Below are 25,118 nucleotides of genomic sequence, written 5' to 3'. Positions count from 1 at the left end.
ACAGCCTTTCAACGCCAATTTCTACCGAGAAAGCCCATCATGAATCGTGTCGATGCCCACGGATTGAAGATCGCCCCTGTCCTGTTCGATTTCATCGCCAAGGAGGCGGCCCCCAAAACCGGGATTTCGCCCGATGCGTTCTGGGCCGGTGTCGCCGCCATCATCAGGAAGCTAGGGCCGAAAAACCGCGAGCTGCTCGCCTTCCGCGACGCGCTGCAGGCCAAGATCGACGGCTGGCATCGCGCCAACAAGGGCAAGCCGTTCGACATGAACGCCTATACGGCCTTCCTCAAGGAGATCGGCTATCTGCTGCCGGAGCCGGCGACGCAGAAGGTTGAGACCGCCAATGTCGACGAGGAAATCGGCAAGATCTGCGGACCGCAGCTCGTCGTCCCCCTGACCAATGCCCGCTACGCGCTGAACGCGGCGAACGCGCGTTGGGGCAGTCTGTATGACGCCTTCTACGGCACCGATGCGATCCCGCATGATCCGAGCGAAAGCGGCAAGGGCTACAACAAGGCGCGCGGCGGCAAGGTGATCGCGAAGGCAAAAGCCTTCCTCGATGCGGCGGTGCCGCTCGCGACCGGCAGCCACACCGACGTCACGTCGTACAGCATCATCGCCGGCCAGCTCGCGGTGAAGCTCAAGAGCGGCAACGCCACCGCTTTGAAGTCTGCTTCGCAGTTCGCAGGCTTCCATGGCGACGCCGCTCAACCTTCCGCGATCCTGCTGGTCAACAACGGCATGCATGTCGAAGTGAAGATCGACCGCAGCCACGTGATCGGCAAGGACGATCCCGCCGGCGTCGCCGACATGATCCTGGAATCGGCGGTCTCCACGATTTTGGACATGGAAGACTCGGTCGCCGCTGTTGATGCCGAGGACAAGGTGCTGGTCTATCGCAACACGCTCGGCCTGATGGATGGCACGCTCTCGGCCGATTTCGAGAAGGGCGGCAAGACGCTCAAGCGTTCGCTCAGCCCCGACCGCGTCTACAAGACGCCCGATGGCAAGGAGCTGACGCTGCATGGCCGCAGCCTGCTCTTGATGCGCAATGTCGGCCATCACATGTTCACCGACGCCGTGCTCGACGAGAAGGGCGAGGAAATTCCGGAAGGCCTGCTCGACGCTGCCGTCGCCGGCCTGCTCGCGATCCACGACCTCAAGGGTTCGTCAAAGACCAAGAACAGCCGCACCGGCTCGGTCTACATCGTCAAGCCGAAGATGCACGGCCCCGACGAAATTGCGCTGACGTGCGACCTGTTCGGCGAAGTGGAGAAGCTTCTCGGCCTGCCCGAGAACACCATGAAGGTCGGCATCATGGACGAGGAGCGCCGCACCACGGTCAACCTCAAGGCCTGCATCCAGAACGCGTCGAAGCGCATCTGCTTCATCAACACCGGCTTCCTCGACCGCACCGGCGACGAGATCCATACCTCGATGGAAGCAGGCCCGATGATCCGCAAGAACGACATGAAGGCGCAGCCCTGGATCAAGTCCTATGAGGACTGGAACGTCGACATGGGCCTGATCGACGGCCTGCCCGGCCATGCCCAGATCGGCAAGGGCATGTGGGCCGCACCCGACAAGATGGCCGACATGCTGACCCAAAAGGTCGGCCATCCGCAGGCCGGCGCGACCACCGCCTGGGTGCCCTCTCCGACCGCCGCCACGCTGCACGCGCTGCACTATCACCAGATCAACGTGCAGGCCCGCCAGCAGGAACTCGCCAAGGGCGGCCCGCGCGCAAAGCTCTCTGACATCCTCACCATCCCGGTATCGCAATCGAACTGGGCGCCTGACGATGTGAAGCAGGAGATCGACAACAACTGCCAGGGCATCCTTGGCTATGTCGTGCGCTGGATCGACCAGGGCGTCGGCTGTTCCAAGGTGCCCGACATCCACGACGTCGGCCTGATGGAAGACCGCGCCACCTTGCGCATCTCCAGCCAGCATCTGGCGAACTGGCTCGCGCATGGCGTCGTCACCAAGGACCAGGTGATGGAATCGCTCAAGCGCATGGCTGATGTGGTCGATAAGCAAAATGCTGGCGACCCGCTCTACAAGCCGATGGCACCTTCGTTCGACGGTGTCGCTTTCCAGGCCGCCTGCGACCTTGTCTTCAAGGGCCGCGAGCAGCCGAACGGTTACACCGAATACATTCTTACCGCGCGCCGTCGCGAGGCGAAGGCGGCGGGATAACCCATAGCGTTTTCAAGCGAAGTGGATACCGGTTCGCCCTGGAAAACGCGTCAAACGAGAAATTACGTCACGATGACGCAGGAACGCCTGCGCTCTCCGTCCGTTGTTGAACATCCCAACATGGATGGAGACAGCGATGGATTGGAACAGGGTCGAAGGCAACTGGAAACAGTTCAAGGGTTCCGCCAAGGAGAAATGGGGCAAGCTCACCGATGACGATCTCAACGTCATCGAGGGCCGCCGCGAACAACTCGAAGGCAAGCTGCAGCAGCGCTACGGCTTCGCCAAGGACCAGATCCGCAAGGACGTGGACGACTGGTTCGGGACCTTGAAGTGAGCTCACGCTTCCCGAACATGAAAAGCCCCGGCGTTGGCCGGGGCTTTTTTGTGTGGATCTGGAACGTTAGAACACCGCCAGATATTTCAGCAGCGAAATGATGCCGATGATGATGACGACCACGCGGGCAATCTGCTTGGCGCGACCGTCCAGTGGCAGCATGTTGATCAGGTAGAGCACCAGAATGATGACGAGAAAGGTGATCAGGATACCGATGAGTACCGACACGGAGGCCCCCTTTTGCTTGCGACGCTCGATTGACTCGTCGCATGAGGTCTAGAACCGCGCAGGTCCTTCAAAGTTCCCCAAACGGAACCAGACAACGAAATTTCAAAAATTACCGAGTAAAATCAAGCAATTAAATCTCCGTATTATTACTGTCAGTCATCCTTTCCAAGTCTTTACAGTTTTCCTTCCAAATGCGCGCAGATTTGGGGGAGCTTCATGTTGAACCGTCTGACCGTATCCGCGCTGCTGAAGACCGTCATCCTCGTCACCTCCTTCTGCGTGGTGGTTGGATTTTCGCTCAATGCCTGGGACGCCTGGGGCCGCCTGCAGGCGGCGAGCCGCATTGCTGTCATCGCCGATGCCTCGGCGAACATCTTCAAGGCGATGCACAATCTGCGCACCGACCGCTCCACGACCAACCGGTTGCTGAATTCCGACGCGCCCATGGACGCCGATATCGAGAAGTATCTGCGCAACATCCGGGACACCGAAATGCCGGCGATGGGCAACGCGCTCGGCCTGCTCGGCGGCCTGGAATTCGCCCAGCAACAGACGCTGGTGCCGGAATTCGATCGCGTGCTCAGGACGATGGCCACGCTGCAGAAGGAGTTCTGGGAAGCGGTGGCCAAGCCGAAGGCACAGCGCCGTCCCGAACTGGCCAAGGAGTACATGGCTGCCTCCAACGCCATGCTGGAGACGCTGGAGAAGCTTTCCGGGACGCTGGCCGCCGCCGTCAATCACCAGGACGCCACCATCGACCAGTTGCTGGCGATCAAGCAGATCGCCTGGCTGTTGCGTAACACCGCCGGCGAAGCCTCGCTGATCGTCTCGACCGGGCTCAGCGCCGAAAAGGTCGCGCCGGAAGCGAGGCTTGCCTACACGAAATATACCGGCGGCATCGACGCCGCATGGGGCGCGCTGCAGCTGACCGCGGCGGGGATGGCGTTGCCGCCGGCCATCTCGAGCGCGATCGCTGCGACCAAGACCGCCTATTTCGAACCGTCCTATCTCAGCCTCCGCGACCGGCTGCTGACGCAGATCTCGGCCGGCGAGAAGCCGGAGCTTAATGCCAACCAGTGGACTCCGGTTACGGTCGGGCGTCTCGGTGCGGCCGTCACTGTCGCCGAAGCCGCCCTCGACGCCGCCAAGGATCGCGCCGAGCACCTGTACGCCACCGCCCTCCGCTCGCTCGTGATGCAGCTCGCATTGCTGACCGGCGCGCTGGTGCTGGCCTTGGGCGCCCAGATGATCGTCGCCCGCCGCGTCATCAAGCCGCTGCACACCATGCGCGACGCAATGCTGAAGGTCGCAGCGGGCGACCTCCACGTCGATACCGGCTACGCTGCGCGCCACGACGAAATCGGCGCGCTGGCCGGCGCGCTGGAGACCTTCAAGCAGCAGGCCGCCGACAAGGTCCGGATCGAGACGCAGGAGCGCGAACGCAATGCCGGCGCCACGGCGCGGCAGCAGGCGATCGAGAGCCATGTCGGCGAGTTCGAGCGCATGGTGCGCCAGACGCTCAGCCAGCTCGGCGACGCTTCCGGCCAGATGCGGACCACCTCGGCCGGCCTGTCGACGATTTCGCGCCAGACCAACGAGCGCGTACAGGTCGCCGGGAAGGCTTCCAGCGAGGCCTCGATGAGCGTCGAGACGGTGGCCGCGGCTTCCGAAGAGCTCAGCGCCTCGATCAACGACATCAGCCAGCAGGCGGCGCATGCCGCCGGCATCGCCAGCCGCGCGGTCGGCCAGGCGCGTGACACCGACGGCACCGTCCAGGGGCTCGCCCAATCGGCGGGGCGGATCGGCGAAGTCGTCGGCCTCATCAACACCATCGCAGCCCAGACCAATCTCCTGGCGCTCAACGCCACCATCGAGGCCGCGCGCGCCGGCGAGGCCGGCCGCGGCTTCGCGGTGGTCGCCTCCGAAGTCAAATCGCTGGCGAGCCAGACGGCGAAGGCGACGGAGGAAATCTCCGAGCAGATCTCCGACATCCAGCGGGTCGCCGGCGAGGCCATCGACGCCATCAAGGGCATCGGCAGCATCATCGGCGAGGTCAACGAGGTCGCGACCGCGATTGCGACCGCCGTCCAGCAACAGGGCGCCGCGACGCAGGAGATCACGCGCTCGACGCAGTTCGCCGCGCAGGGCACCAAGAACGTGTCTGACAACATCACCGGCGTGAAGGCCGACGCGGACGCAGCCGCCGCCGCTGCCGAGAATGTGAAGCAGGCTTCCCAGACGCTGGAGACGCAGAGCCAGCAACTGGGCAATCAGGTCACTCAATTCCTCGGCAAGATCCGCGCGGCGTAGTGCCCGGGCAGAAGGGCGAAGCGCGTCTTCGCGCTTCTGCCCGGCCATGACGAAATACCAACTTCAATCTCACTCCCTCGCCACCACGGGCACGCGGCCGTATTTGGCGCGGACCTTCTCGGATGCGGGCGAGAAATTCAGTTCGGCGCCGCGCTTGTCGGAGCTGCGGCCTGCAACCACAAGGCCGTTCTCGCCCGCGACAATGTCGCCCTTGCGCAGCGTCGGATCGTCCTCGACCTTGACCGGCGCCAGACCGACCTGATCCTTGCCGTTGCAGGTGCAGCCGCTGACGAGCTCGTTGCGGTACTTGAATGCGTTCGGCAGGTCCGAATAGGACTTGCCGTTTTCGGCGGTCGCATTGTCGATGTTGCTGCCGTTGAACACTTTGGTCTCGCTCGCCGGGCACAGTTTGCTGCAGGAGGCCGCCCGGCTCGCATTGTCTGAGGCCGTGACCGGGAAATAGCGTCCATCGCAGGTCCGCACGCAGTACGCCTGGCCCCCTCCGCCGCCTCCGCTGTAGCGGCTACGCCCCTCACCACGCGGCGTGTAGACTTGGCCGTCGCCATTGCCGAACGGCGTCTGGATATAGGGCTGGTGGCGCTGGCGGCCGAAGCCGCCGAACAGTTGCGAGAAAAAGTCTTGCGCCTGCGCGGCAGGCGCCAGCGCCGAAGCGCACACCAATGCGGCTGCCCCCCATGCTACCGGTTTCGATCGCATCAAGCTTCTCCTCTCGCGCAACACGACGCGTCCGTTCAGTTGGGTTGTGGCGCTATCAGGTTCATCGCCTGGCGGCCCGAGGGCGTGGTCGCGACCGGGCGCGGATGGGCACCGGCCGGTCGAGCCGTGATGCCGATCCTGCTATTCCCGCCGCGCGCCATGACCGGCGCGTTCTTCGGCAGCACCACGACCCTGGTGCCGACATCGACCCGGCTGAACAGGTCGGCGACGTCCTCATTGGTCAGGCGGATGCAGCCCGACGAGACGAATTTTCCGATCGTCGAGGGATCGTTGGTGCCGTGAATGCGGTACTGGCTGGTGCCGAGATACATCGCTCGCGCGCCGAGCGGATTGCCGGGACCGCCGGCCATGAAGCGCGGCAGATAGGGCTGGCGCGCGATCATCTCGGCCGGTGGATGCCAATCCGGCCATTCCGCCTTTCGGCTGATGGTCTGCACGCCGGACCAGGTAAAGCCGTCGCGGCCGACGCCGACGCCGTACCGGACGGCACGACCCTGTCCGAGCACGTAGTAGAGCGTGGTGTTGCCGGTATCGATGATGATGGTGCCCGGCGCCTCCGTCGTGCCAAAGGCAACGATGGCGCGGCGAAGCCGCTCCGGTGTCGCGCCCTCGTCGGACGCGATCACCTCATCGGCGGGATATCCATTCGGCTGGGTCGAAGCGTAGCCGAGCGTCTGCGCGTTCGCAGCGATCGAAACCATCGCCAGCATCAACAAGACGGCGACGAAGAAGACAAGCGCCCCCGCTACGCGCGACGAAGGCCGGCGATAAAACGACTGTGTCATGGGACTGCCCCGTGGGATGTGCATCATTGGATGCTCTGCACCAACAAACGCGCCCGGGGGTCGACAGTTCCGTTCGCCCGCCGTTGCACCTCGTCAAGCGCGACAACGTTCACACCTCAGCGATTGGAACCGGCGTGTCCGCGCCACGTTGTGGTGCCAGTCCGGATCGCGAGGTCGCGTCTGCCTATGATCGCCGCCTCAGGCGGGGGAAACCATTGTGAGCGACATTCCCACCAAGCCTGCGCTAGGCAAGCCTTCGACCGCGAAGCCTTCGGCCGCCAAGCCCTCGGCCGCCAAGCCCTCGGCCGCTAAACCTTTGGCTTCCAAATTTCCGCCGGCAAAACCTTTGCCCGGAGAACGCCTGCCCCCCAACGGTAACGAAGGTACGCCGGTCCCCGACAGCAAGACCGAGATGCCGCCGCTCATCCGCCGCACGGAAGTGGTGACCATCGCACTCGTCGGCCTGCTGATCATCTGCATCATCGCCGGCCTCTATCTCGCCAAGGCGTTCTTTCTGCCGATCACGATGGCCTTCATTGTCGGGACCATGCTGTCGCCGGCCGCCGGTTTCCTGGAGCGCTATCGCATTCCGCGCGCCGTCGCCGCCGTGCTGATCGTGGTGGCCGCCGGCGCCGGGGCCGTCTTCATGGTCGGCCTGATCGCGTCGCCTGCGGTGGAATGGAGCGGCAAGCTCCCGGAACTGGGGGGGCTGCTGAAGGAGAAGCTGCACGTGTTCGACCGGCCGCTCGCGCTCTGGCAGCAGCTGCAAAGCATGCTTGGCGGCCCCGACACGCTCTCGACGCTGCATCTGCCCAAGTTCGACTGGGTGCAGCCGACACTGGAATTCCTGTCGCCGACCTTTGCCGAATTCCTGCTGTTCGCGGCAACGTTGATCCTGTTCATCGCGAGTTGGCGGGAGCTGCGTCGCGCGTTGATCATGAATTTCGGCGAGCGGGAGTGGCGGCTGCGGACGCTGCGGATCCTCAACGAGATCGAGGAACATCTCGGCAACTACCTCTTGATGGTGACCACCATCAATGTCGGCGTCGGCGTCGTGACTGGCCTGATCTGCGCGATCACGGGCATGCCCAACCCGGCCGGGCTGGGCGCGCTGGCCGCGATCCTGAATTTCATTCCGATCATCGGCCCAGTGGCGATGTTCGCCGTGCTGGTCGTGGTAGGGATCGTCTCGTTCCCGACCATCGGCGCTGGACTGCTCGCACCGGCGCTGTTTGCGGCCATGACCTTCCTGGAAGGCCACTTCCTCACGCCGATGATCATCGGCCGCCGGCTGGCGCTGAACGCGCTAGCCGTTTTCATCGCGCTCGCCTTCTGGACTTGGCTGTGGGGCCCGATGGGCGCGTTCCTGTCCTCGCCGCTCCTGATCGTTGCGCTGATCGTAAAGGAGCACTTGATGCCGCCCGATTCCCCGCAATTGCCGGGGGATTAACCGGTTTCGAATCGGGAACTTCCGCTTCGACGGAGCGTTTGGTCCGCAGCTGAATTTCAACACCGGGGAGCTTTCGATGTCGATGACCAACGGTGAAGCCGCAACGAAAAATCTGACGGACAAAGCGACCTATGAACGCCTGGAAAAGGATGTAACCGCCGTGAAAAACGATATCGCAGCCCTGACCGACCAGATTACCGACGCGCTGAACAGTTTTGCCGGCACCGCCACCAAGCAGGCCCGCCGCGGCTACAAGCAGGCGCGCGCCAATGCGGAGCAGGCGGTCGACGATATGTCCGAACGCAGCAGCGCCATGATGGATGCCGCCCAGGACGCCGCGTCCTCGATCGGGGAGACGCTGGAAGACGCCATTACGGAGCGGCCGCTGGCAACCGTGGGCATTGCGCTCGGCATCGGCTTCCTGATCGGCGTGACGTGGCGCAGGTAGTTTTGGCGCAGGCCGTTTGGGCGCCGATCGACTTCGATGACGCGTGGCGGCGGCGCGCCCGCCGCAGCGGCGCCGTGTATGGTGGCTTGTTTCGTTGACGGCGTTTTCAGGTCGAGGCTTTCGGACCGAGGCTCTTGGATCAAAGGTTTGGCCATGTTTCAGCGATTGATCGATGATTTCAAGGATTCGACCGGCGCCGCGCTGCGGCTGACGTCGCTCGCAGCCGCGGCGGCCATGGCGCTGCTGATCACGACCGCCTTTCTGTGTGCGGCGGCCTTCGTGTTCGTGCTGGAGAAATATGGTCCCGTGCAGGCCTGCCTGACCGGGGCCGCCATCTTCTTTGTAGTCACCTTGATTGCGGCCGGCAGCTACATGATGCGCAAGAAGCAGATGGAGGCGCGCGCCGAACAGGCGGCGCGGATGGCAAAATCCACCGCGCAGACCGTGCTGGCCGATCCGATGCTGGTTGCCGCCGGCATCCAGGTGGTCCGCGCCATCGGCGTCAAGAAGCTGATCCCGATCCTTGCGGTCGGCGGACTGGCGCTGGGATTTCTCGCAAGTCGCGCCAACGCGAACAGTGGTGAAGCGCCGGCGGAGTAGGGAAGCGCAACAACCGCTCCATCGTCGTCCCTGCGAACGCAGGGACGACGGAAGATTTTCAGCCGTGCGTGGGGTGGGCAAAGCGCAGCGTGCCCACCCTCAACAAGCGCGCTCGATAATAGATAGTGGGCAGGTCCGCTATCGCGCCTTCGCCTACCCTGTGGATCCAGGTACCTTCGCGGACACCATGCGCCGCGATCAGGTCACGCAGCGGCCGGGCTGAAGCAGTTTTGCGACTTCGGTCAACACGCTGACCGGAGGTTCGCAGGCCACTGTCATCTTCGATGCGGGCTTGGCCGGCACCGCTGGAAGGTTCCGGACCTCCTCGCTGGCGCCGGGCGCTCGGACCACGGGCGCTTGGACCACGGGCGCCTGGACGACGGGAACACGCACCACCACGGAGGTCTCGTCGAGGCCGACGTTGCGGATCGTAATCGTCTCGGTCCGGCCTGGCGCTGCTTTGAGCGCCGCGCGGTCGGCCTTGGCGGTGCGGTTGATCTCCCCCGCGGGCTCGGTCGCGGCGAGTTCCGAACGGCCCATGAGGTCATGGCCCGACGCGAGCTGGACGACGCCAAACGTCGCAGTGGCGGCGAGAGCGGCAAAAACTACCTTGAAAATCTGTGACATGACGTTCTGTCCCGCGCCCCAATGGCGACCTGGACACAACCCGAATCGAGCCGAAGGAGGTCCGGCGTTTCTCGATCACTTAACCGTGTACGAAAAATTTGCGGCACCCTGGAACGACTCCCGGGGCCCGGAGTCATCCCGGCAGCCGGTTATTCCCCCTGCCCCATTGACCGGCGACGTAGGGTGCGACCGTGGTGATGCCGGTCGCACCCTGCTTTTTTTTAAGCCGGCTTCTTCAAAGCGCGTTCCAGAAGTTCCAGCCGGTCCTGGCCCCAGAAGATTTCGCCGGAAGGCAGCACGTAGCTCGGCGCACCGAAGACGCCTGCGGCCAGCGCCTCCTCTGTAAACTTCTCATGCAGCCCATCGAGTTCGGCGTCCGAAGGCCCGCCCGCCCGCAGTTCCGCGGCGTCGAGACCCGCGCGCTGGGCGGCCAACGAGATCGCTACGGGATCGAGCGTTTCCTCGCGTTCCCACACCGCGCGGGAGAGCTCCAGCGACAGCCGGTGGGCATTCTTGCCTTGCAGCTTGGCGGCGATCACCAGGCGGGTCGCCGCGGCGTCGTCGCAGGGAAAATGCTTCGGCTCGAGATTGATGGGAATGCCCAGCACCTCGCGCCAGCGCTTCAACTCCATCATCCGGTAGGCGCGCCGCTGCGGTGAGCGCTTCGGCAGCGGCAGTCCGCCGGTCCGCTCGAAGATCGGCCCGAACTTGCAGGGCTTGATGTTGACGGTCGCGCCATTTCGTTCGGCGATTTCGGCAAATCGCGCGCTGCCGAGATGCGTCCACGGCGAGGTGAGCGACAGGTAGTAGTCGATTGTGACGGGCATGTTCGCGGGCTTCCCCCAGGCAGGCTGATGTCCATCAAGCTAGCCTTGCGAGGATATGCCAGCAACCTCCTTCAGCCACGACTGGTAGCGGCCGCCTTTAGTGCAAGGCGTTGGTGATCTTGTGATCGAGATGACCGGTCTTGTAGTCGCGGCGAAGCTGGCTCAGCGACGTCTCGTTCAGGTAAGTCAAAACATCGCTCAGCTTGTCGGTTGGGGGATAACCGGCCGCAAAACCTTGCCCGTAAATCTTGCGCAACGTGCCGATGGGGGTGGCGCCGTGCTTGTGACCGATTTCACCATCCTGCTTGCGATTGTCGAGACCTGCCTTGCTCATGCCGCTCTCCCTGTGCCGGTCCTGAAACATCCTCCCGCTGGGGCGAAATGGCAATCGTGCACTGCAACCGGGAATTAGAGCAGGCTTATCGCACCAGCCTGTTATGATCGCCGCGGCCGAAAAGGCCATCGAACCGGCGCCCACCCGTTGCGGTGCATTGGGCACACGATGAGGAACAAGTGATCCGGATAACAGTTGCTCCATGACGAAGCATCGAGAGACTTTAAATCAGGGAAGATAAGCCATTGCGCGTCTTCATCCTCGCATTGTCAGTCCTTGGAATCCTCGTCAGTGCAAATGTTGCCAAGGCCGGTCCGAGCATGACCGACCGCGACCTGCTGGCCTCCGCCGATCCGGCTACTTCCGTGCCCGAGGCAACTCAGGAAACCGAAGATCAGATAGGACTAAACAAGGGAAAGCGTCGCGACGTGCAGCGCCGGCTGACCCGTCTCGGATTCGACACCAAGGTCAACGGACGGTTCGACAAGTCGACCCGCGCCGTGATCACCCGATGGCAGGCGGCTCGCGGCTATCCCAAGACCGGCTACCTCGACACGCTGCAGCATCAGGCACTACTGACTGAGTCCGTCTCAGCGGCGCACGCCAGCCTTGGCAGCAGCGACAAATCCGATGACGACCGTCCGGCCCGCCGTCGCGGCCATCACCGCAGTGGTGGCGGTCCAGGTGGATTGATTGGCGGCGTGGTGGGCGGACTGTTCGGACGCAGGTGATCCAACAGATTGTGCGGCGTGTTAGTCCGCCGGCGTTTTCGGCACGGGGATCGACGGGTGGCCACCGCCTGACGGACTCAGCTTCTCTGCGAGAACTTGACTGTCGAGACAGGCCACTTTCCATCGTGACCCCGGATCGAAATTCGCAAGCCGTGCAATTCGTCAAGCCATACCCGGTCCACGGTCCCGCATATACCGTCGGTAAGGATCACAGCCTTGTCGACAAGCTCTGTCTGAGCTTGCTCAAACTCGCCGAGAATCGTGATCGCGCGAATTTTCACAGTTGGCATGGGAGCCTCCGGAGAGTTGATTAGGCTGCCAGTCACCGATGGTTGCACCGAAAGCCAGTTCCCGCTTGTTCCCAAGGCGGTGCTTGTGTGTTCGTATGATGTTATCGGAACTCGGTGTTATGATTACTGCGTCTCCACTGCGCATTCGCCGTGCGGCGTTTTGTGGGCGAATCTTCCCAACGATTCCGGAGAGAAATGTACCTGTTCCGGCCTGTTGGATCCGGATGAAATGATACCGTGCCTGATCGGTGCTAGCGCCCCGCCGCCCGCATTTCCTCGCTCGGCCTGACGTCCTGCGACCGGCTGTAGATCGCGACCGCAACGATCAGCACCAGCGTCAGCGTGCCGAACAGAGCGCGGTAAGCTTCTTCCGCCCGCGCGCCGCTGGCCACCGGCTCGAACGCGCCGATGATGATGCCTGACAGCGTCTGCATGCAGGCGACGCCGAGCATCACTGCGGTGTTCATGGTCGAGATGCCGCGGCCGATCAGCCGGTCGGGGAAGATGCCGCGGCCGTGCGTCATCACCATGGTGCCGGAGGCAGAGAAGAAGCCCATGACGATGATGACGGCGACCGGCAGCCATAGCGGCGGGTGCGAGAACAGCGCCAGGGTCGCGAGCAGAAAAATGATCACCAGCGTGCCGCCGATCGCTATTCCCTTGCGGGTGTCGAGCCGGCGGTCGAGCGGGCCGAAGGCGAGCATGCCGGCCTGGTAGGCGATCACGGCGCAGAGCAGGACGTTGCCGGCCGCGATCGGACTAAGCCCATGCACCTCGCGCAGGAACGCGCCACCCCACAGGCCCTGCACGGTGAAAGTGCAGGCGTAGTTGCAGAAGTTCAGCGCCAGGATCGGCTTCAGGCGCGGATTGCGCAGCACCTCAAGCATGCCCCTGAGCATCTCGCCTGATGGCTCTGCCTTGCGGGAGAGGAAGGGATGACCGGGCGGCGCGTCGCGCACCACCAGCCAGATCGCGATCGTGGCCAGCGCGGTGAAGATAACGACGGCGCCGAACACCGCCCGCCAGCCGACCGCCTGCGACGCCCAGGCGAGCGGCGTGGTGGCGGCGAGGTTGCCGAGCAGGCCGATCGACAACACCATGGCTGTCAGCGTCGAGAAGCGGTCCGGCGGAAACCAGCGCGAGATCACCACCATGCTGCCGATCAGCATCACGCCGCAGCCGGCGCCCATCAGTGCCCGGCCGGTCAACAGCACCGGCCAGCTCGGCGCCAGCGTGAACAGGGCACCGCCGAGGCTCGCGATGACGAGCATGCCGACCACGGTGTAGCGCGGCCCGAACCGATCGAAGAAGAAGCCGCAGGGAATCTGCATCGCCGCGAAACCGAAGAAGAACGCGCCGGTCAGCGCGCCCAAGGCTTCCGGCCCGATGGCGAGATCGCGCATCAAATCGAGGCCGATGGTGACGTTGGAGGCGCGGAAAAAATGGCTGGCGACGTAGGCGGTAGCCAATGTCGCGACGATGATCAGGCCCCGGCGGTAGGGCAAAGGCCGCTCGGCGGACTGCATCGCTAAAAGGGACGTTTCCGGTTGTTTTCTTGTTGCGGCAGCGACCCTATGCGGGCGTGGGGCGCAGTTCAACAAGCAATCCCGGACAAAAAATCCGGCGCGCAGGTGCGCGCCGGATAAGTCCGACCAGCTTTGAAGGCTGGTGGCCCGAGCCAGGGGGAGGTGCCTGGCCGCGAACACGGTGTCGCCGGCAATCGCCAGTCCAGACGGCGAAGTCGTGGGCATCGGCGACGAATCAGTAGAGATAATGATACCGCCGGCGCCGCGATCCAAAGGTGAACTGGTTCACATGGCGCGCTCAATCAGAAATCATTTCGCGGGGTCGCTGAGCGTCGCGCGCGAACAAAAATTGCGGGCGATTCAGGTGACGAGGCAGGCGGCGCCGACGACCGACCGGGAGGAGAGATCGACGATGCGCAGGCAATTCGACCATGTACATCCTGCCTCGACGTGACGACGTTAAGGTCCGCGCACGCCATGCTCAATTGTACCGAGGTAAGCGGCCGACATCGAAACGGATGGGCCGGCTATACGAAGGTTTATGAGCCCGGCTTTGCGCAGCGGAACCAAGATGCTCGAGAGCGCACAGTGGAGCAAAGCAGGCGGCCCTTCACGGAGCGGACGTGCTCTGACGGCGGGGCAGAAAGCGCTTCAGCGATTTCCATGCAGGCGCGAAGACAAATCCGACGACCGGTATAGATACGGCGCCGACCAGGAGGCCAATCACGCCGGATATGGCCGCCTCGACCGTCCACTCGAGGATCGCGGCAAGCGGCGGGAATGCGTGGGCTACGGCCTCGGCAGCGGACTTGACGACGTGGCCGATGGCCGGCGGACCGTAGACTTCGAGGCCATGCAGGATGATGCCGCCGCCAACCCAGATCATGGCGGCTGTGCCGACCACGCTGAGGAATTTCAAAAGCACGGGCATCCCACGAACAGTGCCGCGGCCGACTGCCCGGCCGATCGCCGAGGCGCCGTCGCTCCGTGCCAGCGCCATACCGACATCGTCGGCCTTCACGATCAGCGCCACCACACCGTACACGGCGACGGTGATTCCGATTGCCACGACCGCCAGCACAAGCGCCTGCTTCCAGATGCTCCCTGCGGGAAGGGCTGCCAGCGTGATCGCCATGATCTCGGCCGAGAGGATGAAATCGGTCTTGATCGCGCTTGCGACCTTCTCGTCTTCGACCGACCGCGCGTTCAAGGCCACGGTGCCGAGCTGGGCCTCATGCTGATGCGCATGATGGGGCATGACGGCCTCAAGCGCCTTCTCCACCCCTTCGTAACAAAGATAAGCACCGCCCAGCATCAGCAGCGGCGTGATCGTCCAGGGAAGGAAGTAGCTCAGCACCAGGGCAGCGGGCAGCAGGATCAAGAGCTTGTTGCGCAGCGATCCCGCCGCGATCTTGCCCACCATGGGAAGCTCGCGCTTCGGCTCAAATCCGATCACGTAACCGGGCGTGACGGCGGTATCGTCGATGACGACGCCTGCCGCCTTGGCGCCTGCCTTGGCAGCCTGGCTCGCCACATCATCGAGCGAAGCTGCAGCCACCTTGGCGATGGCAGCGATGTCGTCGAGAAGGCCGATCAGCCCGATACTCATCGATCCTTGCTCCGCACATCAAGACAGGAGGACCGTAATGGGCTGGTCCCAACAAAAATCCGGCGCGCAGTGGGCGCGCCGGATCAATCCTAATTCAGGTTACAACGCTTCAGTCAGCCCGCGGCCGCCCGCGGCGCGCGGTTGCGCGAGTTGCGCTGGAAGAACAGCGCCTGGCTGGCAACCGCCGAGACCATCGCGGGCTGGAACGGTTTTGAGATCAGGAACGCCGGCTCGGGGCGTTCGCCGGTCAGGAAGCGCTCGGGGTATGCGGTGATGAACACCACCGGCACCTCGAACACCTTCAACAGCTCGTTGACCGCATCCAGGCCCGACGAGCCGTCGGCGAGCTGGATGTCGGCGAGGATCAGGCCGGGCTTCTTGTTCTTGGCCAGCGCCACCGCATCGGCATGGGTGCGGGCAACGCCGATCACGTTGTGGCCGAGGTTCTTCACGAGGCTCTCGAGGTCCATCGCGATGAAGGTCTCGTCCTCGATGATCAGGACGTCGGTGGCGATTTCTGCCGCCATCTCGCGGCCGGCGGCGTCTGTCAACGCGCGGGTCTCCGGGATGTCGATGTTGAGAATGAACGCCACCTCCTCCTCGGAGAAGCCTTCGAGCGAGAGCAGCAGGAACGCCTGCCGCGGCAGCGGCGTGATGTTCGACAGCCTGCGCTCCGGCGGCAGCGCCAGCGTCGCGACGTCAGGATTGTCGTTGAGCGAGACCGAATTCCAGATCTGGGTGAACAGCTTGAACAGCCCTGCGCGCGGGCCATGCCGTTCGTCGAGCAGCGAGCCATCCTGCAGCAGGGCCTCCAGCATGGCACCCACATAGGCATCGCCCGAGGCCTGGTTTCCGGTCAGCGCACGGGCATAGCGCCGCAATAGCGGCAGATGTTCAGCAACGAGCTGTGATCGGGACATCCCCATTTCATCCTTATCTTGGGCCGTATCCTTGGCCATATACTTAGGGTCTCAGCCGGGCGGACGTAACCTTGAAGCGCCGCGTCAGGCGTCTATTTAGTTTCGGCGGGGGGACCCTGGTTCCCCTGTCAACCCCGACTACTCATGGGGCGCAAGAAAGTTCCAAAAAAAGTTCCCAGATTTCGGAACCTTCCGCAGATATTCGCATTAGCTTTTCGAGCTATACCGCGGCGGCTTAGGCCCAATTTCGAGGTAACCTCTTGAAACCACAGAGACTTAACTCTCGGGGAAGCGTGGATCAGACCATGAAGGAAGTAAAGAAGCAGGGCGGGCTTAACGCCGAGATTCAATCCAGGATCGGGCATCAGCTGCGCGCCATGTACGATGACGTGGTCCGACAAGGCGTGCCGGACCGCTTTGCGGAGCTGATCCGGAAGCTCGATGGGCCGGAGGCGGCTGCCGAAATCGCAAAAAAAGAAGGAGGTGAGTAATGCCTCTCACCGACTCCCTTCGCGACGACATTCTAGCGTCGGTACCGAGCCTGCGCGCGTTCGCGATCTCGCTCTCGGGCAATGGTGACCGCGCCGACGATTTGGTGCAGGAAACGCTGCTGCGGGCGATTGCCAACATCGACTCGTTCCAGCCCGGCTCGAACCTGCCGGCGTGGCTGTTCACCATCCTGCGCAACCTGTTCCGCTCCGACTACCGGAAACGGCGGCGCGAGGTGGAAGACGCCGAGGGCAATTACGCGAAAACCCTGAAGACCCAGCCAGCGCAAAACGCGCATCTGGAGTTCGAGGAGTTTCGCCAAGCGCTCGACAAGCTGCCGCAGGACCAGCGCGAAGCGTTGATCCTGGTCGGCGCCTCCGGCTTTTCCTATGAGGACGCCGCCGCCATCTGCGGCTGCGCGGTCGGCACCATCAAGAGCCGTGTCAACCGTGCGCGCTCGAAACTCTCCGCGCTGCTCTATGTCGATGGCGCTGAGGATTTCGGACCCGACGAGACCGTGCGCGCGGTCATCGGCGGCAATGGCGGGTGATGACGCTATCGAAATGACACGAAAGGCGGCCCGCGTGGGCCGCCTTTTTTTTGTTGTCGAATTCGTCGCCGGCGTGAAGTTTGTAGCCCGGCAATCGTTGGCGCTCAGTGCAGGCCGCCGAAGGCGTAGATCAGGACTAAAATAGGAATCGGCACGCCGAGCAGCCACAACAAAAGATAACGTCCCACGAGGAACTCCTCCATCATTGGTTTGATGGATTAATTCGAAGCGGACGGACATGTTCCGATGACGTGGGGCACGTGCAGGGCGGGCAAAGCGAAGCGTGCCCACCCTTTATCCGGTTAACGCAGTCGCATCATTTGCGCGCGCCTACCGCACCGGTGCGGAAATCTGCTCCGTCCTGTCGCGCTCGGTCATGTCGACGACGGTGACCATCGGCGCGGTGAGTTCGTAGACGTAGCTGACGTCGGTAAAGAAGCGCTTCGCGGTGCCGCCGAGCGCTTCGGGTGCTACGCGGTCGAGCAGGATGAGGCCGAAATCCGAGTCTTCCCGCCGCGTCGCCGCGCTGGTGTTGAACTCTTCCCAGCGGAAATGAAAGATCATGTCCGGATCCTCGCCCGAGATTTCCCAGTTGGCGACGATGTGCGGGTGCTTGCCGACCAGCGACAGGCCCTCGTCGGAATGCGACGCGAGCTCGAAGAACAACAGCGACAGCGACTGCGCGGCGCGCGCGCTGACGGCGATATCCGGACCGTTGACCACGATGCGGTCGGCATGCGGAATCGCGCGCGACTCGAACAGCCCCCTGAGCTTGACGCCCTGCCACTGGCTTTCTGAGAGCAGCGTCACCACGTTCGACATCGCATGGATGCGGCCGATCAGAAGCTCGCGCGACACATCCATGTCGGAGCCGTGGCGCAGCGTGCGCGTCACGATCGACTGGATCACGGCGAGGATGTTCTTGACCCGGTGGTTGAGTTCGTCGATGACGGCGGTCAACCGCCGCTCGAAACCAATGCGGACCTGAATCTCGCGGCTGAGCCGCAGGTTGTTGTAGGCGACATAGCCGAACAGGCCGCAGACGATGCCGGTGAGCGCGAGGCCGATGGCCGCCACGATGATCGCCGTCTGCTGGGCGCGCTGTACGGCATTGTTCTTGGCATAGTAGCCCAGCGACCAGTCGCGGCCACCGAACGTCACCGTCCGCACCACCGACGGCAACGGATCGCCCTGCTTGACCGCCCGCAGCGAGATGACGCCCTGGTCGTTGGAGACATATTCGTCGCTGACGTCATCGGGGTCCTTCAGCACCACCGAAAACAGCGAGCGGTCGTCGTTGGTCAGCATCAGCGGCGCCAGCTCGTAGGAAAAGGTGACGAAGCCGGCGGGCTCGGAGGTGCCTTCCTTCAGAACGGGCGACGCGAGCACGAGGCCGATCGGCCCGTTCTGCCGCAGCAGCGGGATCGGGTCCGACGCGACAGGCTTGCCGGTCTCCGCCGCCTTCACCAGCATCGGCCCGATCGCCGAGTGACGGTCATAGGCGCGGCCCGGAAAGCCCAGCGTATCCGCGCTGCGCGGTTCGAGGTCCATCAGGACGTCGAGCGGCTTGTCGATCGCCTTGATGTCGAGCGGCTTGTCGTCGAAATCCCTGATCGTCGGGTTGGTGAAGCCGGCGCTCTTCAGCTCCGCCTGCGCTGCGGCCAGATCGGCCGGCTTGAGCCGCGCGATCCAGGACGCGATCACAAAATCGGTCTTGAAGGCATAGATCGCCGAGCGCAGCGGCTGCAGCACGTTGGCCTTCACTACCGAAGGTGCCCGAAACAATCCGGATGCAACGCGTGCGAGCAATTCGCGCTCGGTCAGCCGGTCCTGCACCAGGCTGGCATGAACGTCGATGGCGCGGGACAGCGCGATGCCGTCGATCGCCAGTTCCTGTTCGTGAACGCGATAAGCCGCGAGACCGGAGAGCAGAACTCCGATCAGCGCGATGAAGCCGATAATGAAGCCCAGCCGAACCACTCGCTTACTCGGGAATGACGTATTGGCGAAGACGTATTGGAAGCATCCTGGGGTCTGCCGGGGCAGAGACACATGGCAATAGTACGAAGGCCAACCGCGGCGAATATGACGGAGCGCTCATCAGCACGCAACTGACAGGTTGGCAGCGAGGTAAACAACACGGCCACCGTTAACGCTGGTTTGGCGGGGCCAGAGATTGATAATCTGACAGTGCCGATTTGGTTCCAGCGAGGATGAGCAAATCCGAGGGCTGCGGCGGCGGACCGAATATTAGTGTTAACGCCCGGCCTACCCGGCCGCTGGCCTGACCGCTTTTCCGGTCGCTTGCTCGCCCCACCCGGCTCGGCCGTGTAGCTCGCCTACCCGGTCTTGGCTTTCGCCGCCGGCCGCAGGCCGCCCTTGGTCTCGATGAAGCCGATGATGCGATCGAGCCCCTCGCTCTTCTTCAGATTGGTCATCACGAACGGCCGCTCGCCCCGCATCCGTTTCGCATCAAGCTCCATCTTCTCGAGCGACGCCCCGACATGCGGCGCGAGGTCGATCTTGTTGATCACCAGCAGATCCGAACGGGTGATGCCGGGCCCTCCTTTGGAGGGTATCTTGTCGCCGGCGGCGACGTCGATCACATAGATCGTGAGATCGGCGAGTTCGGGCGAAAACGTCGCGGCGAGATTGTCGCCGCCGGACTCGATCAGCACCAGGTCGAGATCGGGAAATTTCGCGCGCATGTCGGCGACCGCCGCGAGATTCATCGAGGCGTCCTCGCGGATCGCAGTGTGCGGGCAGCCGCCGGTCTCGACGCCGGCGATGCGATCGGGCGTCAGCGAGCCCGAGCGCACCAGAAACTCCGCATCCCATTTGGTGTAGATATCGTTGGTGATCGCAGCGATGTCGTAGCGCTCCCGCATCGACTTGCAGAGCAGGTCCATCAGCGCGGTCTTGCCGGAGCCGACGGGACCGCCGACGCCGATCCGAAGCGGGCCGTGAGATTTAGACATGTGCGATGCTCTCTCGATTGTTGTCCTTGTTTTCGTCGTCCCTGCGAACGCAGGGACCCATACGCCGCGGCCCCGGCGGTTGCAAACGGCGCCGGCCATTCTGCCTAACTGACAGATCACGCGGTATGGGTCCCTGCGTTCGCAGGGACGACAGGAAGGATGCACTCATGACCGGAACAGCCTCGTATATTGCGTCTCGTGACGGAGGCTGGCGAGATCGGCGCGAAAGGTTGCGCTGCCGAGATCGTCGAAAGAAGCTTCCAGCGCGCGCTTCGCGGTGGCGGCAACATCGGCTTCGAGGCTTGCCAGGATGCGCTGGCTGTCGGTTTGTCCGAGCGGGACCAGCCGCGCGCCGGCGGAAATCCAGTTCGACACCACGGCATGCAGGAAGGCGTGCATCGCCGGCGCCAGAGGTACGGCGTGCGCCGCACTGACGAGGCCGACCGCGACGGGATAGACGATCAAGCCGCCACAAGCAGCCACCATTTCGTCGAGCCCGGCGCCGGCCCAGGCCGAGCGTGCGATCTCGATGAAGGCGCGGCCCTGCGTCGAGGTCTCGAGCTGGCGCTCGCGCGAGGGCACGAAGGCGGCCGCCAGTTCGGCAATCTCGCGCAATCCGGCCTCATCCTGCGCGGATGCGGCGCGATGCGCCTGGGCCAGAAACACGGCGTCGCAGAAGCCGGAGCCTTCGCCGAGCATCGCCGCCAGCCAGTCGCGCAGCGATGCGGCGTCCGTGATGTCGCCCGCCTCCACCGCCCATTCAATGCCGCTGGAATAGGAAAATGCGCCGACCGGAAAGGACGGCGACAGCCAGGTCATCAACCGGTAGAGCGCCGCCGCCTCCTCGGCATTCATCTCGCCCTGCGCGTCGGCCGGGACCGGCTCACTTGTGGTCATGAGCATGAGAGTGATCGTGGTGGTGATGATCGTGGTCGCAATGTTCGTCGTGGTCGTGTTCACTGTGGTGAACGTGATCACTGTGGTGATCGTGATCACTGTGGTGATCGTGATCACTGTGGTGATCGTGATCACCGTGGTGATGATGGCCATGATCATGCGCGGCATGATCATGCGACGCCTGCGCGTACGCCCCGCCCTCGGGATCGAACGGCGCCTCGATTTCGATGATGCGCGCGCCCAGACCCTTCACCATCGCCTCGATGACGTGATCCCTGCGGATGCGCAGGCCTTTTGGCATGATCTGGGTCGGCAGATGGCGGTTGCCGAGATGCCAGGCGATGCGAACCAGATGCAGGGGATCGGCGCCCCTGATCTCGATCAAGGGCTCGGCGGCCGCGACCACCTCGATCAGCCTGCCGTCCTCCAGCACCAGCGCATCGCCGCCGCGTAGCGCGACAGCGTTTTCCAGATCGAGCAGGAATTCCAGCCCGCGCGTCCCCGTCATCGCCATCCGCCGCCGGTGCCGGTCGTCGAAATCGAGCACGACGGTATCGGCGGCTGATTGCGTCCAGCGATGCTGGCCGAGGACTTTGGTCGCCCGGATCATGTGAGGATACCTGGAGCGGGTTGGAGCATCGGGGCAACATCCTTCGAGACGGCGCTTCGCGCCTCCTCAGGATGAGGTCGGACAGTCTCACGAGATCCGAGATCCTCATGGTGAGGAGCGCGGCTACGCCGCGCGTCTCGAACCATGTAGCCACCGACGGTGCAACAACGCATGCTAGAATTTCTCCACCTTGCCGTCGCTGATGATCTCGATCACCGTCGGCGCCGTCTTCATCTGCGAGGAATACTCCCGCCACACCTTCATGTGCGGCGCACGGCCATGTGCGTTGAGGTCGTCGCGGGTCTCCCAGCGCTCCACCACCACATACAGATTGGGATTGTTCACGCTGACATGGCCGTCATAGGAGATGCAGCCCTTCTCCTTGAGCGTTTCGGCGGTACAGGCCTTGTGTCCCTTGATGAAGTCGTCCTTGTTTTCCGGCTTCATCGGCGTGGTGGCGATGACATAGATCATGAGATTTTCTCCCGTTGGCTTTTCTTGTTAGCGGGTTTCGACCTTCGCGGGGGTGATGTATTCGATCTTCGGCGGCGCTGTCATGCATTTGACCGCAACGCGGCCGAAGGTCTTCATGTGCTCGGCGGTCCGATGCGGCCCCAGCGCTTCCATGTTTTCCCACTGCTCGACGAACACCATTTTGGTGGGATCGGTGACGCTTTCGTGCAGGTCGTAGGCGATGTTGCCCGGCTCTTTCCGGGTTTCCTTGATGCAGGCAGTGGCGGCCGCGATGAATTCGGCGCGCGTTTCGGGTTTCACGGTCAGCGTGGCAACGACGTAAATCACTGGATCCTCCCGGATTTTGTTCTTGGATACGGTTCCGGGATCGACCTTAGAACATGAAATACCGCTGCGCCATGGGCAGGACCTCGGCCGGCGCGCATGTCAAAAGCTCGCCGTCTGCGCGCACCTCATAGGTCTCGGAATCGACCTCGATTTTCGGCGTCGCGCCGTTATGGATCATGCTCTTCTTGGTGATGCCGCCGCGGGTGTTTTTCACGGGGTAGAGCTTCTTTTCGATGCCGAGCTTGCGCGCCAAGCCGCCGGTAATCGCAGCCTTTGAGGTGAACACCACCGAAGACGCCGTCAGCGATTTGCCGTATGCGGCGAACATCGGCTGGTAATGCACGGGCTGCGGCGTGGGAATGGAGGCGTTGGGATCGCCCATCGGCGCCGCCACGATCGATCCGCCCTTGATGATGCAATCGGGTTTAACGCCAAAGAAGGCCGGTGACCACAGCACGAGGTCGGCAAGCTTGCCCTTCTCCACCGAGCCGATCAGCTTCGATACGCCGTGCGCGATCGACGGGTTGATGGTGTATTTCGAGATGTAGCGCTTGACGCGGAAATTATCGTTGTCGTTGCCCTTGTCCTCGGGCAGCGCGCCGCGCTGTTTTTTCATCTTGTCGGCGGTTTGCCAGGTGCGGATGACGACTTCGCCGAGCCGGCCCATCGCCTGCGAGTCCGACGACATCATCGAGAGCGCGCCGAGATCGTGCAGGATATCTTCCGCCGCGATGGTTTCCTTGCGGATGCGGCTTTCGGCGAAGGCGAGGTCTTCGGCGATCGAGGGATCGAGATGGTGACACACCATCAGCATGTCCAGATGCTCGTCGATGGTGTTGCGCGTGAAGGGCCGCGTCGGGTTGGTCGAGGACGGCAGCACGTTCTTCAGGCCGGCGATCTTGATAATGTCTGGCGCATGACCGCCACCGGCGCCTTCGGTGTGGAAGGCATGTATGGTGCGGCCCTTGAAGGCCTTGACCGTGTCCTCGACAAAACCTGACTCATTCAGCGTATCCGAATGCAGCATCACCTGGACGTCGTAATCGTCGGCCACGCTGAGACAATTGTCGATTGCGGCCGGCGTGGTGCCCCAGTCCTCATGCAGTTTCAGCGCGCAGGCGCCGCCCTTGATCATCTCGACCAGTGCCGCGGGGCGCGCCGCATTGCCCTTGCCGGAAATACCGAGATTGACCGGGAAGGCGTCGAACGACTGGATCATCCGCCCCATGTGCCAGGGGCCGGGCGTACAGGTCGTCGCAAAGGTGCCATGCGAAGGCCCGGTGCCGCCACCGAGCATCGAGGTCACACCAGACATCAGCGCGTGCTCGATCTGCTGCGGGCAGATGAAATGAATGTGGCTGTCGAAGCCGCCCGCGGTGAGGATTTTCCCCTCGCCTGCGATGATGTCGGTTCCGGGACCGATCACGATGGTCACGCCGGGCTGGATGTCGGGATTGCCGGCCTTGCCGATGGCCGCGATCATGCCTTCCTTGATCGCGACGTCGGCCTTCACGATACCCCAGTGATCGACGATCAGCGCATTGGTGATGACGGTATCGGCCGCGCCCTGCCGGTTGGTGACCTGCGACTGCCCCATGCCGTCGCGGATCACCTTGCCGCCGCCGAACTTCACCTCCTCGCCATAGGTGGTGAAGTCCTTTTCCACCTCGATGATGAGATCGGTGTCGGCCAGCCGCACCTTGTCGCCGGTGGTCGGCCCGAACATGTCAGCATAGACGGAACGTTTGATTTTCGTGCTCACAGTGTACTCCTGGCAAGCTCGGCTGTTGTGTCGAAGGTCCTATCGAGCATCGCGTTGACACCACGGCATCCGGCGACAACTTTCTCCGCCCAAGCGACGTAGTCGGCGAGTTCGTCGCGATCGGTCTCGCTCGGATGCGGCAAGATGCGCGCACTGACATTGCTGATCTTGTCAGCGATCTTGACCAGTTTTGCGTCTGGCGATTTGTGCGGGGCGTCTTCGATCTGCTTTTTCCGGCGCCAGCCGGCCGCAACGAGCTCGGCATCCGCGCCATCAGTCGCGACAGCGAGAAAGTGCGCGACCTCGGCGAGATGGTTGACATAGGGCTCGTTGCCGCGCCCCTTGCGCGCCATGCCGGTGTGGCGGCGCGCGGCGAACTCGGCAGCTTCGGTAACGAGACATATTCCTGTCAGCATTTCGCCTTCGAAGATCACAGTTTCCCCTGCACGTCGCCGCGGAAGCCGTAGATGACCCGTTTGCCGGCGAGCGCCACCAGTTGCACGTCGCGAGTCTGGCCCGGCTCGAACCGCACCGCCGTGCCGGCGGCGATGTCGAGCCGCATGCCGCGCGCTTTCCTGCGGTCGAATTTCAGCGCGGGGTTGGTTTCGAAGAAGTGGTAGTGCGAGCCGACCTGGATCGGGCGGTCACCAGTGTTGGCGACCGTGAGCGTCGCGGTCTTGCGGCCGGCATTGAGTTCGATCTCGCCGTCCTTGATGAAGAGTTCGCCGGGGATCATCTGAAGCTCCTACCTGATCGGCTCGTGCACGGTGACAAGCTTTGTGCCGTCGGGAAATGTCGCCTCGACCTGGATGTCGTGGATCATCTCCGGGATGCCGTCCATGCACTGTGCGCGGGTGATGACCTGCGCGCCTGATTGCATCAGCTCGGCGACGGTGCGGCCGTCGCGCGCGCCCTCGACGATGAAGTCGGAGATGATGGCGATTGCCTCGGGGTGGTTGAGCTTGACGCCGCGCTCCAGCCTGCGGCGCGCCACCATGGCCGCCATCGAGATCAAGAGCTTGTCCTTTTCGCGGGGAGAGAGATTCATGCGAGCACTCGGGTGATTGAA

The 25,118-nt window shown here is 63.3% G+C and carries 29 protein-coding genes; 9 read left to right on the top strand and 20 right to left on the bottom strand.

The window, feature by feature from the left end; genetic code table 11:
• Positions 1-39 precede the first annotated feature (39 nt).
• Complete coding sequence (locus ACVWVY_RS10640; protein WP_456626330.1) at positions 40-2,202, top strand: malate synthase G; 2,163 nt, start codon at positions 40-42, stop codon at positions 2,200-2,202.
• 136 nt (positions 2,203-2,338) lie between these two features.
• Entirely contained in the window at positions 2,339-2,539 is a 201-nt protein-coding gene (locus ACVWVY_RS10635; RefSeq protein ID WP_334390876.1) for a CsbD family protein, read from the top strand.
• A gap of 66 nt (positions 2,540-2,605) precedes the next feature.
• Here the strand turns inward: ACVWVY_RS10635 and ACVWVY_RS10630 are convergent, their stop codons facing one another.
• The gene (locus tag ACVWVY_RS10630; protein WP_426532139.1) at positions 2,606-2,767 is read right to left on the bottom strand and encodes a Thivi_2564 family membrane protein; all 162 of its coding nucleotides are present in this window, start codon (positions 2,765-2,767) and stop codon (positions 2,606-2,608) included.
• Between the two features lie 216 nt (positions 2,768-2,983).
• On the opposite strand from ACVWVY_RS10630, the gene ACVWVY_RS10625 reads away from it, so the two are divergent.
• A complete protein-coding gene (locus ACVWVY_RS10625) occupies positions 2,984-5,077 on the top strand; it encodes a methyl-accepting chemotaxis protein (protein WP_456626329.1) in 2,094 nt (697 codons plus the stop codon).
• Between the two features lie 69 nt (positions 5,078-5,146).
• Here ACVWVY_RS10625 and ACVWVY_RS10620 read toward each other — a convergent pair whose 3' ends face one another.
• Both ACVWVY_RS10620 and ACVWVY_RS10615 read right to left on the bottom strand, forming a co-directional pair.
• Positions 5,147-5,794, bottom strand: a complete 648-nt coding sequence (locus tag ACVWVY_RS10620) for a DUF2865 domain-containing protein (protein ID WP_456626328.1) — start codon at positions 5,792-5,794, stop codon at positions 5,147-5,149.
• 35 nt (positions 5,795-5,829) lie between these two features.
• Entirely contained in the window at positions 5,830-6,600 is a 771-nt protein-coding gene (locus ACVWVY_RS10615) for a L,D-transpeptidase (protein ID WP_456626327.1), read from the bottom strand.
• 217 nt (positions 6,601-6,817) lie between these two features.
• On the opposite strand from ACVWVY_RS10615, the gene ACVWVY_RS10610 reads away from it, so the two are divergent.
• The 3 genes from ACVWVY_RS10610 to ACVWVY_RS10600 all read left to right on the top strand — a co-directional run bounded on the left by ACVWVY_RS10610 (position 6,818) and on the right by ACVWVY_RS10600 (position 9,098).
• Positions 6,818-8,050 (top strand): AI-2E family transporter, encoded by a 1,233-nt coding sequence (locus tag ACVWVY_RS10610; protein WP_456626326.1) that lies wholly within the window; start codon positions 6,818-6,820, stop codon positions 8,048-8,050.
• 76 nt (positions 8,051-8,126) lie between these two features.
• Entirely contained in the window at positions 8,127-8,498 is a 372-nt protein-coding gene (locus tag ACVWVY_RS10605) for a DUF883 family protein (RefSeq protein ID WP_456626325.1), read from the top strand.
• 153 nt (positions 8,499-8,651) lie between these two features.
• A complete protein-coding gene (locus ACVWVY_RS10600) occupies positions 8,652-9,098 on the top strand; it encodes a hypothetical protein (RefSeq protein ID WP_456626324.1) in 447 nt (148 codons plus the stop codon).
• 198 nt (positions 9,099-9,296) lie between these two features.
• Here the strand turns inward: ACVWVY_RS10600 and ACVWVY_RS10595 are convergent, their stop codons facing one another.
• The 3 genes from ACVWVY_RS10595 to ACVWVY_RS10585 form a co-directional block, all read right to left on the bottom strand.
• Positions 9,297-9,725 (bottom strand): hypothetical protein, encoded by a 429-nt coding sequence (locus ACVWVY_RS10595; protein ID WP_456626323.1) that lies wholly within the window; start codon positions 9,723-9,725, stop codon positions 9,297-9,299.
• 221 nt (positions 9,726-9,946) lie between these two features.
• Positions 9,947-10,552, bottom strand: a complete 606-nt coding sequence (locus tag ACVWVY_RS10590; protein WP_456626322.1) for a DsbA family protein — start codon at positions 10,550-10,552, stop codon at positions 9,947-9,949.
• A 97-nt stretch (positions 10,553-10,649) separates the two neighbouring features.
• The gene (locus ACVWVY_RS10585) at positions 10,650-10,886 is read right to left on the bottom strand and encodes a hypothetical protein (protein ID WP_456626321.1); all 237 of its coding nucleotides are present in this window, start codon (positions 10,884-10,886) and stop codon (positions 10,650-10,652) included.
• Positions 10,887-11,131: 245 nt separating this feature from the next.
• Between ACVWVY_RS10585 and ACVWVY_RS10580 the strand changes: the two genes are divergently transcribed.
• Positions 11,132-11,617 carry a peptidoglycan-binding domain-containing protein gene (locus ACVWVY_RS10580; RefSeq protein WP_456626320.1) on the top strand — a complete coding sequence of 162 codons (486 nt, stop codon included), beginning with the start codon at positions 11,132-11,134 and terminating at the stop codon, positions 11,615-11,617.
• 77 nt (positions 11,618-11,694) lie between these two features.
• On the opposite strand, the gene ACVWVY_RS10575 is transcribed toward ACVWVY_RS10580, so the two are convergent.
• From ACVWVY_RS10575 to ACVWVY_RS10560, 4 genes are all read right to left on the bottom strand, one after another.
• A complete protein-coding gene (locus tag ACVWVY_RS10575; RefSeq protein WP_456626319.1) occupies positions 11,695-11,907 on the bottom strand; it encodes a PRC-barrel domain containing protein in 213 nt (70 codons plus the stop codon).
• Between the two features lie 251 nt (positions 11,908-12,158).
• Positions 12,159-13,433 (bottom strand): MFS transporter, encoded by a 1,275-nt coding sequence (locus ACVWVY_RS10570; protein WP_456626318.1) that lies wholly within the window; start codon positions 13,431-13,433, stop codon positions 12,159-12,161.
• A 610-nt stretch (positions 13,434-14,043) separates the two neighbouring features.
• The gene (locus ACVWVY_RS10565; protein WP_456626317.1) at positions 14,044-15,042 is read right to left on the bottom strand and encodes a DUF808 domain-containing protein; all 999 of its coding nucleotides are present in this window, start codon (positions 15,040-15,042) and stop codon (positions 14,044-14,046) included.
• A 113-nt stretch (positions 15,043-15,155) separates the two neighbouring features.
• Positions 15,156-15,962 carry a PhyR family response regulator anti-anti-sigma factor gene (locus tag ACVWVY_RS10560; protein ID WP_025588263.1) on the bottom strand — a complete coding sequence of 269 codons (807 nt, stop codon included), beginning with the start codon at positions 15,960-15,962 and terminating at the stop codon, positions 15,156-15,158.
• Between the two features lie 305 nt (positions 15,963-16,267).
• Here ACVWVY_RS10560 and ACVWVY_RS10555 point away from each other — a divergent pair, with 305 nt between their 5' ends.
• Positions 16,268-16,453, top strand: coding sequence for a NepR family anti-sigma factor (locus tag ACVWVY_RS10555; protein ID WP_456626316.1), 186 nt, complete (start codon positions 16,268-16,270; stop codon positions 16,451-16,453).
• A complete protein-coding gene (locus tag ACVWVY_RS10550; RefSeq protein ID WP_025588266.1) occupies positions 16,453-17,001 on the top strand; it encodes a sigma-70 family RNA polymerase sigma factor in 549 nt (182 codons plus the stop codon). Before ACVWVY_RS10555 ends, ACVWVY_RS10550 begins: the two co-directional genes overlap by 1 nt.
• Positions 17,002-17,331: 330 nt before the next feature.
• Here ACVWVY_RS10550 and ACVWVY_RS10545 read toward each other — a convergent pair whose 3' ends face one another.
• The 10 genes from ACVWVY_RS10545 to ACVWVY_RS10500 all read right to left on the bottom strand — a co-directional run bounded on the left by ACVWVY_RS10545 (position 17,332) and on the right by ACVWVY_RS10500 (position 25,097).
• On the bottom strand, positions 17,332-18,981 hold the full coding sequence (locus ACVWVY_RS10545; protein WP_456626315.1) for a CHASE domain-containing protein: 1,650 nt from the start codon (positions 18,979-18,981) through the stop codon (positions 17,332-17,334).
• A gap of 359 nt (positions 18,982-19,340) precedes the next feature.
• A complete protein-coding gene (gene ureG / locus ACVWVY_RS10540) occupies positions 19,341-19,979 on the bottom strand; it encodes an urease accessory protein UreG (RefSeq protein ID WP_456626314.1) in 639 nt (212 codons plus the stop codon).
• A gap of 165 nt (positions 19,980-20,144) precedes the next feature.
• Positions 20,145-20,882, bottom strand: coding sequence for an urease accessory protein UreF (locus tag ACVWVY_RS10535; RefSeq protein ID WP_456632164.1), 738 nt, complete (start codon positions 20,880-20,882; stop codon positions 20,145-20,147).
• On the bottom strand, positions 20,863-21,486 hold the full coding sequence (locus tag ACVWVY_RS10530) for an urease accessory protein UreE (RefSeq protein ID WP_456626313.1): 624 nt from the start codon (positions 21,484-21,486) through the stop codon (positions 20,863-20,865). The genes ACVWVY_RS10535 and ACVWVY_RS10530 overlap by 20 nt, the downstream gene beginning before the upstream one ends.
• Positions 21,487-21,660: 174 nt before the next feature.
• The gene (locus ACVWVY_RS10525) at positions 21,661-21,960 is read right to left on the bottom strand and encodes a putative quinol monooxygenase (RefSeq protein WP_309179981.1); all 300 of its coding nucleotides are present in this window, start codon (positions 21,958-21,960) and stop codon (positions 21,661-21,663) included.
• Between the two features lie 27 nt (positions 21,961-21,987).
• Positions 21,988-22,287 (bottom strand): putative quinol monooxygenase, encoded by a 300-nt coding sequence (locus tag ACVWVY_RS10520; RefSeq protein ID WP_456626312.1) that lies wholly within the window; start codon positions 22,285-22,287, stop codon positions 21,988-21,990.
• Positions 22,288-22,333: 46 nt separating this feature from the next.
• Positions 22,334-24,049, bottom strand: coding sequence for an urease subunit alpha (gene ureC, locus ACVWVY_RS10515; RefSeq protein WP_456626311.1), 1,716 nt, complete (start codon positions 24,047-24,049; stop codon positions 22,334-22,336).
• On the bottom strand, positions 24,046-24,465 hold the full coding sequence (locus ACVWVY_RS10510) for a phosphohydrolase (protein ID WP_456626310.1): 420 nt from the start codon (positions 24,463-24,465) through the stop codon (positions 24,046-24,048). The genes ureC and ACVWVY_RS10510 overlap by 4 nt, the downstream gene beginning before the upstream one ends.
• A gap of 14 nt (positions 24,466-24,479) precedes the next feature.
• A complete protein-coding gene (locus ACVWVY_RS10505) occupies positions 24,480-24,785 on the bottom strand; it encodes an urease subunit beta (protein ID WP_456626309.1) in 306 nt (101 codons plus the stop codon).
• 9 nt (positions 24,786-24,794) lie between these two features.
• Positions 24,795-25,097, bottom strand: a complete 303-nt coding sequence (locus ACVWVY_RS10500; RefSeq protein WP_025588283.1) for an urease subunit gamma — start codon at positions 25,095-25,097, stop codon at positions 24,795-24,797.
• Between the last annotated feature and the right edge of the window lie 21 nt (positions 25,098-25,118).

It is taken from the genome of Bradyrhizobium sp. URHC0002, from assembly GCF_054059515.1.
The sequence above is the reverse complement of the archived record's forward strand: the minus strand, read 5'-3'. Positions and strand labels throughout refer to the sequence as shown.

Bases quoted from the DNA above. Each gene is read 5' to 3' on its own strand.
- ACVWVY_RS10640 (WP_456626330.1), top strand. From the start codon at position 40: ATGAATCGTGTCGATGCCCACGGATTGAAGATCGCCCCTGTCCTGTTC.
- ACVWVY_RS10635 (WP_334390876.1), top strand. From the start codon at position 2,339: ATGGATTGGAACAGGGTCGAAGGCAACTGGAAACAGTTCAAGGGTTCC.
- ACVWVY_RS10625 (WP_456626329.1), top strand. From the start codon at position 2,984: ATGTTGAACCGTCTGACCGTATCCGCGCTGCTGAAGACCGTCATCCTC.
- ACVWVY_RS10620 (WP_456626328.1), bottom strand. From the start codon at position 5,794: ATGCGATCGAAACCGGTAGCATGGGGGGCAGCCGCATTGGTGTGCGCT.
- ACVWVY_RS10615 (WP_456626327.1), bottom strand. From the start codon at position 6,600: ATGACACAGTCGTTTTATCGCCGGCCTTCGTCGCGCGTAGCGGGGGCG.
- ACVWVY_RS10605 (WP_456626325.1), top strand. From the start codon at position 8,127: ATGTCGATGACCAACGGTGAAGCCGCAACGAAAAATCTGACGGACAAA.
- ACVWVY_RS10600 (WP_456626324.1), top strand. From the start codon at position 8,652: ATGTTTCAGCGATTGATCGATGATTTCAAGGATTCGACCGGCGCCGCG.
- ACVWVY_RS10595 (WP_456626323.1), bottom strand. From the start codon at position 9,725: ATGTCACAGATTTTCAAGGTAGTTTTTGCCGCTCTCGCCGCCACTGCG.
- ACVWVY_RS10590 (WP_456626322.1), bottom strand. From the start codon at position 10,552: ATGCCCGTCACAATCGACTACTACCTGTCGCTCACCTCGCCGTGGACG.
- ACVWVY_RS10585 (WP_456626321.1), bottom strand. From the start codon at position 10,886: ATGAGCAAGGCAGGTCTCGACAATCGCAAGCAGGATGGTGAAATCGGT.
- ACVWVY_RS10575 (WP_456626319.1), bottom strand. From the start codon at position 11,907: ATGCCAACTGTGAAAATTCGCGCGATCACGATTCTCGGCGAGTTTGAG.
- ACVWVY_RS10570 (WP_456626318.1), bottom strand. From the start codon at position 13,433: ATGCAGTCCGCCGAGCGGCCTTTGCCCTACCGCCGGGGCCTGATCATC.
- ACVWVY_RS10565 (WP_456626317.1), bottom strand. From the start codon at position 15,042: ATGAGTATCGGGCTGATCGGCCTTCTCGACGACATCGCTGCCATCGCC.
- ACVWVY_RS10560 (WP_025588263.1), bottom strand. From the start codon at position 15,962: ATGTCCCGATCACAGCTCGTTGCTGAACATCTGCCGCTATTGCGGCGC.
- ACVWVY_RS10555 (WP_456626316.1), top strand. From the start codon at position 16,268: ATGAAGGAAGTAAAGAAGCAGGGCGGGCTTAACGCCGAGATTCAATCC.
- ACVWVY_RS10550 (WP_025588266.1), top strand. From the start codon at position 16,453: ATGCCTCTCACCGACTCCCTTCGCGACGACATTCTAGCGTCGGTACCG.
- ureG (WP_456626314.1), bottom strand. From the start codon at position 19,979: ATGTCTAAATCTCACGGCCCGCTTCGGATCGGCGTCGGCGGTCCCGTC.
- ACVWVY_RS10535 (WP_456632164.1), bottom strand. From the start codon at position 20,882: ATGCTCATGACCACAAGTGAGCCGGTCCCGGCCGACGCGCAGGGCGAG.
- ACVWVY_RS10530 (WP_456626313.1), bottom strand. From the start codon at position 21,486: ATGATCCGGGCGACCAAAGTCCTCGGCCAGCATCGCTGGACGCAATCA.
- ACVWVY_RS10525 (WP_309179981.1), bottom strand. From the start codon at position 21,960: ATGATCTATGTCATCGCCACCACGCCGATGAAGCCGGAAAACAAGGAC.
- ACVWVY_RS10510 (WP_456626310.1), bottom strand. From the start codon at position 24,465: ATGCTGACAGGAATATGTCTCGTTACCGAAGCTGCCGAGTTCGCCGCG.
- ACVWVY_RS10505 (WP_456626309.1), bottom strand. From the start codon at position 24,785: ATGATCCCCGGCGAACTCTTCATCAAGGACGGCGAGATCGAACTCAAT.
- ACVWVY_RS10500 (WP_025588283.1), bottom strand. From the start codon at position 25,097: ATGAATCTCTCTCCCCGCGAAAAGGACAAGCTCTTGATCTCGATGGCG.